This window comes from Leifsonia poae, assembly GCF_050632195.1.
GTDB lineage: Bacteria > Actinomycetota > Actinomycetes > Actinomycetales > Microbacteriaceae > Leifsonia > Leifsonia poae_C.
In genome coordinates, this window is record NZ_CP192580.1 from 1,651,694 (window position 1) to 1,664,300 (window position 12,607).

General features: G+C 68.2%; 7 protein-coding genes. All 7 read left to right on the forward strand.

Annotated elements, in window-relative coordinates; all coding sequences use genetic code 11:
* Nucleotides 1-6 precede the first annotated feature (6 nt).
* The 7 genes from ACQ86A_RS08375 to ACQ86A_RS08405 all read left to right on the forward strand — a co-directional run bounded on the left by ACQ86A_RS08375 (nt 7) and on the right by ACQ86A_RS08405 (nt 12,598).
* Entirely contained in the window at nt 7-1,377 is a 1,371-nt protein-coding gene (locus ACQ86A_RS08375) for a serine/threonine-protein kinase (RefSeq protein WP_431280086.1), read from the forward strand.
* On the forward strand, nt 1,350-7,307 hold the full coding sequence (locus tag ACQ86A_RS08380; protein ID WP_431280087.1) for an Ig-like domain-containing protein: 5,958 nt from the start codon (nt 1,350-1,352) through the stop codon (nt 7,305-7,307). Before ACQ86A_RS08375 ends, ACQ86A_RS08380 begins: the two co-directional genes overlap by 28 nt.
* 91 nt (nt 7,308-7,398) lie before the next feature.
* On the forward strand, nt 7,399-8,370 hold the full coding sequence (locus ACQ86A_RS08385; protein ID WP_431280088.1) for an AAA family ATPase: 972 nt from the start codon (nt 7,399-7,401) through the stop codon (nt 8,368-8,370).
* Nucleotides 8,367-9,710 carry a DUF58 domain-containing protein gene (locus ACQ86A_RS08390; protein WP_431280089.1) on the forward strand — a complete coding sequence of 448 codons (1,344 nt, stop codon included), beginning with the start codon at nt 8,367-8,369 and terminating at the stop codon, nt 9,708-9,710. The genes ACQ86A_RS08385 and ACQ86A_RS08390 overlap by 4 nt, the downstream gene beginning before the upstream one ends.
* A 1-nt stretch (nt 9,711) precedes the next feature.
* Nucleotides 9,712-10,872, forward strand: coding sequence for a transglutaminaseTgpA domain-containing protein (locus ACQ86A_RS08395; protein ID WP_431280090.1), 1,161 nt, complete (start codon nt 9,712-9,714; stop codon nt 10,870-10,872).
* Nucleotides 10,869-12,029, forward strand: coding sequence for a transglutaminase domain-containing protein (locus ACQ86A_RS08400; protein WP_431280091.1), 1,161 nt, complete (start codon nt 10,869-10,871; stop codon nt 12,027-12,029). The genes ACQ86A_RS08395 and ACQ86A_RS08400 overlap by 4 nt, the downstream gene beginning before the upstream one ends.
* Nucleotides 12,030-12,094: 65 nt before the next feature.
* On the forward strand, nt 12,095-12,598 hold the full coding sequence (locus tag ACQ86A_RS08405; RefSeq protein WP_431280092.1) for a hypothetical protein: 504 nt from the start codon (nt 12,095-12,097) through the stop codon (nt 12,596-12,598).
* Nucleotides 12,599-12,607 lie beyond the last annotated feature (9 nt).

The following is a 12,607-nucleotide window of genomic DNA, read 5'->3' on the forward strand; positions in this document are numbered from 1 at the left end:
GTCCGCGTGCTCGGGTCCGGCGGTTTCGCCGACGTCTTCCTCTATGAACAGAACCTTCCACGGCGTCAAGTCGCGGTCAAGGTGATGCTGGCCGAGGTGGTCACGAGCCAGGTCAAGCAGATGTTCCAGGCCGAGGCGAACCTGATGGCTCAGTTGAGCACGCATCCCTCGATCCTGACCGTCTACCAGGCCAGTGTGTCCGCCGACGGGCGTCCGTATCTGGTCATGGAGCTCTGCTCCGCGGCGATCGGGCAGCGCTACCGCATGGAGCCCCTCGCCGTCCCCGAGGTGCTCAGCATCGGGGTACGGATCGCGAGTGCGGTCGAGACGGCGCACCGCGCGGGCGTACTGCATCGCGACATCAAGCCGTCGAACATCCTGACGACCGCTTACGGGCATCCTGTGCTGAGCGATTTCGGGATCGCAGCGACGCTGGGCGAGGCGGACGTCACCGAGGCGATCGGGCTCTCGATCCCGTGGTCCGCTCCCGAAGTGCTGCTCGACGAGACGAGTGGGACGATCGCGAGCGAGGTGTGGGCGCTAGGCGCGACCCTGTATTCGATGCTCGCCGGACGGTCGCCGTTCGAGTTGCCGGGGCGTGAGAACACCTCCTCGGAACTCATCCAGCGCATCACCAAGGGGCGCCCGCAGCCGATCGGGCGTGAGGATGTGCCCGCGCGGCTCGAGCAGGTGCTGTTGCGCGCCATGTCCAAGAAGCCCTCCAACCGCCAGCGCAGCGTGCTCGAGTTCATCCGCGAGCTGCAAGCGGTGGAGACGGAGCTCGGACTCGCACAGACTCCGATCGAGGTGGCCATGGACGACTGGGCCATCGCCACCGCCGACGACCCGGAAGACCGCACCCGGATCAAGGGTGTCGTCTCCATCGACCCGTCAGGGGCTCGGCGCAGGCGTCGGCAGTCCGTCTCGCAGACTCTCACGCGCGCGCCCACGAGCACGGTCGTTCGAGAGAGCGTCGGGAGTCAGCCGAGCGGGCCCGGGCCGGCCCGGCGCCGCTGGTCGCGACCCCTCGTGCTCGCTGTCTCGGTCTGCGCGGTGCTCGTCGCAGCTCTCGTGGTCACGGCGACGCTCGTACTCGTCAAGGTCTCGAGCAACAGCGAGATCCCGACGGTGCGCGACCTCTCCGGACGCGTCTCCAACAGCACGATCGTCTTCACGTGGAGCGACCCCGGACTGCAACCCGACGACACGTATCAGGTGGCGGTGGGGGATCAGCCGCCGAGCATCCAGCACGCCACCGAGTTCCGGGTGGACGCGAAGGAGGGCGAGACCGTCTGCGTGACCGTCACGGTGAACCGGGACGGCAAGACCGGCGCGCCCAGCGGACAGAAGTGCGTCGAGAGGGCAGGCAGCTCGTGATCGGCCGGTGGCTGGCCGCCCACAAGTCGCTCGTCGCCACGGCGACGAGCGGTACGGCAGTGGTCGCCCTGGTCACCACACTCGCCGTCGTCTCGGGCGGGTACAGCGCTCAGCGGATGCAACTCGGTGACGCCGCGGTGTGGGTCGCGAGTGACACGAAGAAGGCGCTCGGCCGGGCCAACACCGAGATCGAGAAGCTGAACTCTGTCGTCTCGGGCACGGGCGAGGCGCTGAACGTGGTGCAGGACGGCGCGAATGTGCTCCTGATCGACCAAGAGGCGAACACGCTCGCCGTGGTCGACCCCGCCACGTCGGAAGCGGGCAAGACGGTGGCACTGCCCCCACGGGATCCTGCCGTGCAGCTCGCCGGCAACCAAGTCTCGCTCCTCTCGCAGACGACAGGCCAGCTCTGGTTGACGACCGTCTCGCAGCTCGAGGATTTCAACGCCGGATCTGCGCCGACCATCGATCTCGGCGGCCGGGCGGTCGCCGCCCTCGACCCCGCCGGGGTGCTTTACGCGTACCTGCCCGACACCCGCATGGTCACCCGCATCGACATCAGCGGGGATGAACCGGCGACGAGTTCGCAGAAGGTCGCGACCACCGGTACGGGCACTAACGCCGTGATGACCGTGGTCGGCGGGCAGTGGGCCCTCTTCGATCCCGATCAGCGCATGCTGTACACCGCGACCCGATCCGTCGACCTCACCGATGTGCTCCCGACGGGCTCGACAGCCGTCCTCCAGCAGCCCAGCGCGGCGGGGGACAGCGTTTCGATCGCTACGTCGACAGGTCTGATCCGCGTGCCGCTCGAAACCGGCCGTGCGACACGAGCGGTCACAGGTCAGACGGGCTCGCCCGCAGCCCCGATCACGGTCGCCGGATGCACGTACGCGGCTTGGACGGGCGGTACCACCTGGCGGGACTGCCCGGCCGCGGGCGGCACCCAACGCGGAACGCTGGGCGAGGTTCCGACCGGCGCCGCATTCGCCTTCCGGGCGAACGGCGACCGGGTGGTTCTGAACGACGCGAAGTCGGGTGTGTCATGGGCCGTTCAGAGTGGCAACACGCGCATCGACAACTGGGACGACCTGGTCTCGAAGAAGGACACCCAGGAGCAGGTCGACCAGAGCAAGCAGGACACCCCGCCGCAGTACGAGAAGCAGCAGCAGCCGCCGGTCGCCGTCGACGATTCCTTCGGCGCGCGGCCCGGGCGCGTGACACCGCTGCCCGTGCTCCTCAACGACTACGATCCCAACGGCGACGTGCTCGTTATCGACTCGTTCACGGCCATCGCCGACGACCAGGGAACGCTCGAACTCACCAATAGCAATCAGCAGCTGCAGATCACCCTCCCGGCGAGTGCTAGCGGATCCATCGCCTTCGACTACACGATCTCCGATGGGCGTGGCGGCACCGCCAGCGCGCACGTGGTCGTCTCGGTTCGGCAGCCGACCGAGAACTCGCCTCCCATCTGCACGCGCACGGCCAAGGCCGTCGTGCAGACCGGCGGCCGCGTGACCGCCCAGGTGCTGGGTGACTGCTACGACCCCGACGGGGATTCGTTCTTCCTGGCCGGTGCGGCCGCGGTCGCCCCGGACACCGTGACGTACACGCCGCAGGGCCAGGTGGCGTTCTCCGACCATGCGGCCGGCGGCGATCTCAAGGACGTCTCGCTCGTCGTCTCCGATGCCCGCTCACAGGGCACCGGAACCCTCGCGGTGACTGTGCGCGCTCCCGGCCAGGTGCCGATCATCGCGGACCCGTTCGCGGTGCTCGCGTACCAGGACCAGGAGATCACGGTTCAGCCGCTCGACCACGTGCGCGGCGGATCCGGGACCGTGCGCCTGAGCAGCGTCCCGACCAAGGCCGATGCGACGACGACGCCCGACTACCAGGGCGGCACCTTCCGGTTCGAGAGCGGGCAGGTCGGCACGCACAACATCGAGTACACGGTGACGGATGGGGTCATCACCACCACTGGAACCGTGCGCATCGACGTCACGGCCCCGCCCGGCGCCAAGACCGCACCGATCGCTGTGCCGCACACCGCGTTCATCCGGGAGCAGAGCACGCAGGACGTGGATGTGCTCTCGACCGACATCGACCCGTCCGGCGGCGTGCTGCTCGTCACCGGTGTGACGGCCCCGCCGGTCTCCACCGGTGTGCGCGTGGAGATCCTCGGGCAGCGCACACTGCGGGTGACCCTCGGCCGGCCGCTCGACGGCCCCATCGACTTCCACTACACGCTGAGCAACGGGCTCGCCGACGTGCAGGGAACGGTGACGGTCGTGCAGTTGCCTTCGCTGACCGTGCATCAACCGCCGATCGCGGCCCCCGACTCGATCTCTGTGCGTGTCGGCGACGTCGTCGACATCCCGGTGCTGACCAACGACATCCAGCCCGACGGCGACAAGCTCACCCTCGATCCCGCTCTGGCGACACCGCTGCCGGCCGGGGCCGGCCTGCTCTTCGCGAGCGGCGACTCCCTGCGCTATCTCGCTCCGTCGAAGCCGGGAAACTTCACAGCGGCGTATCGCGTCACCGGTGAGGACGGGCAGTGGGCGACCGCGGACGTGACGATCTCCGTGCGCGAACGCGACGAGGCCACGAACAATCCACCCGTGCCGAAGACGGTCACCGCGCGCGTGCTCGCCGGCGACACTGTGCGCATCACCATCCCGCTGTCCGGGATCGACCCTGACGGCGATTCGGTGCAGTTCATCGGGCAGGAGACGAACCCGCAGAAGGGTGCGGTCGTCGCATCCGGACCCGATTGGATGGACTTCCAGGCCGGTGAGTACGCCGCGGGCACCGACACGTTCACTTACGCCGTGGTGGATGCGCTCGGGGCGCGGGCGACCGGAACGGTGCGCATCGGCATCGCGGCCCGGGTGGACGGCGCTCGCAATCCGGTGGCGATCGAGGACGATGTCAGCGTGCGTCCGGGCAAGACGCTGTCCATCCAGGTGCTCGCCAACGACAGCGATCCCGACGGCAGCCCGCTGACCGTCACGAAGGTCAGTTCGCTCGACGGCAATGCCAAGGCCAAGATTCAGGGCGAACTCGTCGTCGTGACCGCGCCGAAGGAGGAGGGCGTCTACTCGTTCCTCTACACGATCCAGAACGAGCGGGGCGGCACGAGCGAGAACTTCGTGCGGGTGAGCGTCTCCAAGACCGCTCCGCTCGCGCGGCCCGTCGCCGACGACACCGTGCTCGGCCTTTCCGAGATCCTCGGCAAGCAGCACGTGAACGTGAACGTGCTGGCCAACGTGTTCTTCGCCGACGGGCCGGTCTCGAATCTCAAGCTCGAGGTGGTTCCCGGGTATTCGAGCTCGGCGCAGGTGACAGCGTCGAAGCGCATCAGGGTCACGGTGGGCGCTCAGAGCCAGATCATCCCGTTCAAGGTCACCAACCCAGACGACGCGTCCCTCTCGGGATACGCCTTCGTCCGAGTTCCCGGCTACGACGACGCTCTGCCCCAGTTGAAGCGCGGTGCTCCGAAGCTCTCGGTGTCGAGTGAGAAGTCGCTGACGATCAAGCTCAACGACTACATCGTCGCGGTCGGAAATCGCAAGGTACGACTCACCGACGCGGCCACCGTGCGGGCGACCCATGCGAACGGCGACGACCTGGTCGTCAGCAACGACACGCTGCAGTTCACCAGCAGCCCGCGGTACTTCGGGCCGGCCTCGATCTCGTTCCAGGTGACGGACGGAACCTCGGCGACCGATCCGAAGGGGAACGTCGCGACGATCGTGCTGCCGATCACGGTGACACCGCGCAAGAACCAGCCGCCTGCGTTCACGGGCGCCCTGATCGACTTCGAGCCGGGGCAGTCCAAGACGGTCGACCTCACCAAGCTCACGAGCTACCCGTACGCGAAAGACCAGGGCGAACTGCAGTACACGATCCAGGACCCGAAACCGGACGGTGTCGCCCTGTCGCTGAAAGGGCAGAAGCTGACGATCGACGTCGCGGAGGGGACGGCCAAGGGTGCGCAGCCGTCGATCGCCATCGGCGTGAAGGATGCGGTGAACACCGGACAGGCGGGACGCATCGACCTCAACGTCGTGCCGTCGACCCGCCCCCTCGCCTCCCCGCAGGCTGACAGCGTCATCGCGCCGAGGGGGAAGACGACGACGTACGACGTGCTCGCGAACGACGCGGCGACGAACCCGTTCCCGGGCAAGCCGCTCAAGGTGATCGGCGTGCGCGGACTCGACTCGGGCAACCTGCCCGCGGGCGTGCAGATCACGCCGAGCGCAGACAAGTCGACGTTGAACATCCAGGTGTCCGACTCGGCGGCCGCCGCCGACACGACACTGCAGTACGAGGTGGCGGACGCGACCGGGGACAGCGACCGGTACACCTGGGGGACCGTGACGATCTCGGTGCAGGACAGGCCCGAGCCTGTCTCCACCGTGCAGGTCACCTCCTTCGCCGACCGCGCTCTCGGGTTCTCGTGGATTCCTGGTGCATTCAACAATTCACCCATCACCGGATTCCAAGTGACGGTGACCCGCGCCGACACCGGCCAGGTCTTCTCGACGACGCAGTGCACGACGACCTCCTGCACCGTTCCGACCCCCGGAAACGGGCCGACGAACGCGGTCACGGTGGCCGTCAGTGCTCGCAACGCGCTCGGGCTCTCCGATCCGACGGCGTATTCCGAGCCGGTGTGGTCGGATGTGGTGCCGAACGCGCCGACGAACGTCTCGTGGACCCCGCTCGACCACGGCCTGCGCTTCACCTGGACGAAGCCGGCCGACGTTCCGGGTTCCAGCCCGATCACGTCTTACCTGATCACCGTCGGCGGTACGACCGCGTCGCAGATGGCGCTGCGCAGCGACCCCGTCGGAACGCAGTACTCGCTGAACGTCACCGACGCGGGCATCGCGAACGGTGCCCCTATCGGCTTCGCCATCGCTGCGCGCAACGACTTCTACGCGGGGCGCACCACCTGGAACCAGACGCAGGGGAGCGCGGTACCCGCCGGCGCGCCGCTCCTGACGGGCACAGCGCCCGTCGTCACACCCAGCATCACCGACGGACGGTCGGCGACCCTGAGCTGGCCGGGGGTGTTCACCGACAACGGTCAAGGCATCAGCTCGTTCTACGCCGCGGTCTATGAGGGCGGCGCCCAGCCGAGTTGTTCCGTCTCCGGCGTCGAGAGCGGAAGCCCCGTGCTTCACGTCGACCCGCAGAGTTCCCGGTTCAAGCAGACCAGCGCCGGGCAGGTGTCGTTCAGCGGTCTCACGCCGGGTCGCGACTACACATTCATGGTCTACGCGTACAACGGTCAGGGATGCACGGCCAGCGGCGTCGTGACGGCCACACCGCGACAGGCCCCCAGTACGCCGACGAACGCCACGTTCAGCGCGTTGCCGAACGATGACGACAACAACGGGCTGTACGACTTCACCCTGACCGGCCTCACGTACACGCCCGGCAGCGGTGGGGGCAGCACGGTCGTGAACTATCAGCTCGACGGCGACAACGGCGTCTCCGAGACCGGTTCGCTGAACGGCACGACAGGCGCTCTGATCGGCTCGCTCGGCGATCACTACGGAACAGGATTGACGTTCACCGTCCTGAGCGTGTGCGAGCTTTATCCGGGCGGAACGCAGATCTGCAACAGTGACACCGATCCGAAGTTCAGCAAGCGGATCAACGGGGTCGCCGTGAGCACCGCCCTCGGCAACACGCACTACGACGCGCCGAGCAACACGTTCACGTGGACGAGTTGGCCGACCGGCTCGTACACAGCGGTCACGTACAGCTGCGACGGCGGCGCCGAGAACCCGATGCCCGCGCCAGGCCAGACGGCGAGCTGCGTCGCGACCCAGGCATCGCCGGTGCTGCGTGTCACAGTGGTGGCCAACGGAACGACATATGTCCGCAACTACCCGAGTGGCACCTTTGGATAGCCCGGGAAACGCCATACTGAATGGCGGCACAGCAGCAGCAGGCAGCATCCCCGAACGATCCGCGACCCCGATGTCCCAGAGAGGCCAGAGCATGACGATGACCCCCGAGCAAGCGAGTTGGTTCTCGGGCGTGTTCGAACGCCTCGTGACGAACATCGACAGCGTGCTGCTCGGCAAGGCCCACATCATCCGCCTGGCCCTGACCGCGCTGTTCAGCGAAGGGCACCTGTTGCTCGAGGACTATCCCGGCACAGGAAAGACCTCGCTCGCCCGGGCGATCGCCGAGAGCGTCCGCGGCACGAACAACCGGGTGCAGTTCACGCCCGACCTGCTGCCCGGGGACATCACGGGTGTCAACATCTTCGACCAGCGCACCGGAGCCTTCGAATTCCACCGCGGCCCGATCTTCGCGAACATCGTGCTCGCCGACGAGATCAACCGCGCGAGCCCGAAGACCCAGTCCGCCCTTCTCGAGGCCATGGAGGAGGTGCAGGTCACGGTCGACGGTGTGCGGCATCCTGTCGGCACGCCGTTCATGGTGATCGCGACGCAGAACCCGATCGAGCAGGCCGGCACCTACCGGCTGCCGGAGGCGCAGCTCGACCGGTTCCTGATGAAGGCGTCGATCGGCTACCCCGACCACGAGGCGACCCTGCGCATCCTCGAGGGCTCCGAGCGCAAGCCGCACGAGATCGTGGTCCCCGAGGTCATCTCGGCAGCGACGGTCGTGGAGATGGGGACGATGGCGCGGAGCGTGCACGTCGACGCGACCATCAACGACTACGTCTCCCGCCTGGTCGACGCCACCCGCAACGCCGACGAGGTCCGCCTCGGAGTGAGCGTGCGCGGCGCCCTCGCACTGCTGCGCGCCTCGAAGACGCTCGCCGCATCCCTGGGCCGCTACTACGTGACGCCCGACGATGTGAAAGCACTCGCGGAGCCGGTGCTCGCACACCGGTTGGTGCTCGACCCCGAAGCCGAGTTCGAGGGGGTCACCACCTCGAGCGTCATCGCTCAGCTGCTCATCGAGACGCCGCCGCCGATCGATCGGCCCGCCGTGTGACCAACACAGTCAGCAGAACCCAAGTAGAGCTCACCAACGCCAGGGCCAAGATCGTCGGCAGCCGCGATGGCGTGCTGGCGGATGCGATCGTCTGGCTGGTCCGCACGACGCGTGTCGCCTGGTCGGGTGTCGCCGTCGGCTGGCGCTGGCTCACGGCCGTCATTACCCCGCTCGGCTGGTCGATGATCGCGGTCGTCGTCCTCGCCCTGGTCGCCGGATACGTCTTCGGCTGGACCGAGGCGGTCGTGATCGGCTGGACGGCGCTCGCGATGCTGCTCGTCGCCACCGTCTACCTCGCGGGTCGCAATGCGTACCGGGTGCACCTGTCCCTGCCCGCTAACCGGGTCGTTGTGGGCGACAAGGCGCCGGGCGAAGTGCAGATGACGAATCCCACGCGCCGACGGCTTGCGGGAGTGCGGGTCGAGGTGCCGGTCGGACAGGGGCTCGCCGAGTTCGCGTCGCCGTCCCTGGCCGGCGGGGAGACGCACTCCGACGTGTTCGTGGTCCCCACCACGAGACGGGGCATCCTGCCGATCGGACCGGTGCGCACCGTTCGGGCTGACCCGGTGGGTCTGCTCCGCCGCGAGATCGTTTGGGCAGAGTCCCTCGATCTGTTCGTACATCCGCGCACCATCGCTATCCCGAGCATGAGCACCGGTTTCGTGCGCGACCTCGAGGGTGCGCCGACGCGCGACCTCACCTCGAGCGATGTGTCCTTCCATGCGCTCCGCGAATACGTGCCCGGTGATGAGCGGCGCAACATCCATTGGAAGAGCACCGCGAAGACGGGCAGCTATATGGTGCGGCAGTTCGAGCAGACGCGCCGCAGCCACCTGCTCGTCGCGTTGAGCCTGTCGGCCGCCGACTACGCGAACGAGGAGGAGTTCGAGCTGGCGGTCAGCGCCGCGGGTTCGCTCGGTGTTCGCGCGATGCAGGACTCGCGCACCGTCGCCGTGGTCGCGAGCGCGCTCACACCAGACTTCGCCAAGCGCACGATCCACAGCGTGCGCAGGATCAGCACGGTCAACCGCGGCCGTCTCCTCGACGACCTGGCCGGGGTCGAGACCGCTGAAACGGCGCTCCGGATGCCCGAGCTGGCGCAGATCGCCTCGGAAGGGGCGGCCGGCACCTCGATCGCCTTCCTCATCTGCGGTTCGACAGTCGGCCCCGCTCAATTGCGTGCGGCGGCAGGTCACTTTCCGCTCGGCGTGGATGTCGTCGCCATCGTCTGCGACTCCGGCGCCGTTCCGTCGCTCCGCCGGGTCACCGACCTGAGCGTCATGACGATCGGCTTCCTCGAAGACCTGCAGAAGAGCCTCGCGAAGCGGATGGCCGCCTGAGATGACCACGAGACGCGCCGGCTTCGCCATCCCGAGCATCCTGTTCGCCCTTGCGGCGACGGGTCTCGCAGCATGGTCGTTCTGGGGCGTGTACCAATCGGCCGCCTTCATCCTGATGCTCGCGGTCACCCTGGTCGTCGGCGGTGCCGTTGCGGTGCTCGGGGCGCGCTTCCGCTGGCCGAGCATCGTGGTCGCCGCGCTCGTCGTGGTGGTGTTCCTCGGACTCGGCGTTCAGCTGGCGATCCCCGGCGAGGCGACGGCGGGTGGATTCCTCCCGACCGCCAACGGTTTCTGGGAGTTGGTGCAGTCGACCTGGCTGAGCTGGAAGCAGCTCGTGACGATCTCGCTTCCCGTCGGTTCGTACCAGGCGCTGCTCGTTCCCGCGTTCATCCTGACCCTGCTCACGATCGTCATCACCCTCTCGATAGCCCTGCGGGCCAAGCGCGGGGAACTCGCGGCGCTGCCTCCCGTGCTGCTGCTGGTCGCGGGCATCCTGCTCGGTTCGGGAGTGTCCGCGGTGCCCCTGTGGCTCGCTCTCACACTGTTGGGCGTGCTGCTCGCGTGGATGATCTGGTTCCGCTGGCAACGACGGTCCGCAGCTCTGCGAGACCTGGCCGAACAGAGCGGGCTGGGCGTGGAGACACCTCGCGAGCGCCGGTTCCTCGGCGCGCGCACCGTGGCCGGAGCGGCGGTCATCCTGCTGGTGGCGGGCGTGGCAGGCACGGCCGCGAGCATCGCGCTGCCCGCGCACACCGACCGCCAGGTGATCCGTACGGCGGTGGACCAGCCCTTCGACCCGCGCGACTACCCGAGCCCGCTCAGCGGGTTCCGCTCATACCTCCAACAGCCGCGCGTCGACGAGGCGATGCTCACGGTCAGCGGGTTGCCCGACGACGACCGCATCCGGATAGCCACTCTCGACACCTACGACGGCGTGACGTACTCGGTCGGCACCGACAAAGTGACGAGCGCCTCGGGTTCGTTCACCCGGATGCCGTACCGCCTCGACCAGACCGGTGTCGTCGGTCAGCACGACAGCCTGTCGGTCACGGTGCGGGGCTACCGGGGCCCCTGGGTTCCGGGAAGCGGTCAATTGCAGAACATCACGTTCGGGGGAGTTCGGCCGCCGCGCTCACCGCATCCTTCTTCTACAACGACGTGACGGGCACAGCGGCAGTCACCGATGGACTGGGCAGCGGCGACACGTACACGATGGACTCCGTCGTCAAGCCGCTCGTATCGACCAGCCAGCTCGGCCGGCTGCAACCGGGAAGCGCCTCGGTGCCCAAGCCGACGGTGATCCCGGATGAACTCGCCCTCACCCTGCAGAAGTACACCGCCGGTGCGAGCGGACCGGGCGCCAAGCTCGCCGCCGCCCTGCGCGGGCTCGCCGAGAACGGATACATCAGCCACGGCGTCGGTCCGGACGAGCCCGCGAGCCGTTCCGGGCACGGCGCGGACAGGATCACGGAGCTGCTCACCGACATCCCGATGCTCGGCGACCAGGAGCAGTACGCGGTGACCGCCGCCCTCATGGCCGGGCAGTTGGGCTTTCCCGCGCGGGTGGTCGTCGGTTTCGTCGCCCCCGCCGATACGGACCGGGCGCAGCCGGTAACGCTGACGGGTTCGGACATCTCGGCGTGGATCGAGATCCAGACCTCCGACGCCGGCTGGGTGACCGTCGACCCGACGCCGCCTGTGCGGCCAGTGCCCCCGAAGCAGCCCGATCAGCCGACGCAGATCTCGCGTCCGCAGACGAACGTGCAACCACCGGTGGACGAGAATCCGCAGCAACGCGTCGAGCCGCCGCAGGCGCAGGTCGACACCGCCGACCAGCCGCAGCCGAATCCGGTACTGGATGCGGTCATCGGTGTGCTCGTGGCGATCGGCTGGGTTCTGCTCGTCCTCGCGATCCTGGCCGCTCCGTTCCTCGCCGTGATCGGCGCGAAGTGGCGCCGACGTGCTCTGCGGAGGAGCGCATCCACCTCGGTCGAACGGATCGAAGGCGGGTGGCGGGAGTTCGCCGACTCGGCCATCGACCACGGCTACGACCCCGCCCCGTCATCGACGCGGAAGGAGGTGGCGACGACCATCGGGGGCGCCCGAGCGGCCGCCTTGGCGTCGGTCGCCGATCGAGCGGTCTTCAGCCCGACCGCGCCGACCCCTGAAGAAGCGGATTCGGTCTGGACGGCGGTCGACGACCTGCGCAGGGCGCTCGCCAAGCGCGAGACCCGGTGGAAGCGCTTCGTCGCAGCCATCTCTTTGCGTTCGCTCGGCTACCGTGGGTGGGGAAGCAACAGGAAGAGGGGTCGGCAGTGAACTGTCGAGTGTGTGGCAGCGAGTTGTCCGAGGGGACACTGTTCTGCGGATCCTGCGGGAGCTCGGTGACGGCCACCCGTGTGCGCCCGCCGAGCGTCGCCGACGCGCGTCCATCGGACACCACGGTGGTCGAGCGTCTCCCGAAGCCCGCGGTCGCCGGACGTTTTCCGAGCGACGAGCTGGTCGAAACCCAGGCGATGGTCATCGAGCCGATCGAGGCGGCACCGCCGGTCGAGGCTCCGACCGCGCAGTTCACGCTCAGCTTCTCGACCGGGGAGACGGTCGTCGTCACCGGAACCGGTCTGGTCGGGCGCCGTCCGGTCACACAGCCGGGGGAGCAGGTCGACCAGCTGGTGGCGGTCCAGGATCCGGCGCGCTCTGTGTCGAAGACGCACCTCGAGTTCGGTCTCGAGGGCGGAGAGCTGTGGATCTGCGACCGGTACTCGGGCAACGGAACCGTCGCGCACCCGCTCGGCGGTGTCGCCCGGCAGTGCGAGGCGGGACGTCGCTACCGCGTCACCCCTGGCACGCGTGTGGAGATCGGCGACCAGTGGTTCGACGTGAGCTGATCCGGATTC

Bases quoted from the DNA above. Each gene is read 5' to 3' on its own strand.
- ACQ86A_RS08385 (WP_431280088.1), top strand. From the start codon at position 7,399: ATGACGATGACCCCCGAGCAAGCGAGTTGGTTCTCGGGCGTGTTCGAA.
- ACQ86A_RS08395 (WP_431280090.1), top strand. From the start codon at position 9,712: ATGACCACGAGACGCGCCGGCTTCGCCATCCCGAGCATCCTGTTCGCC.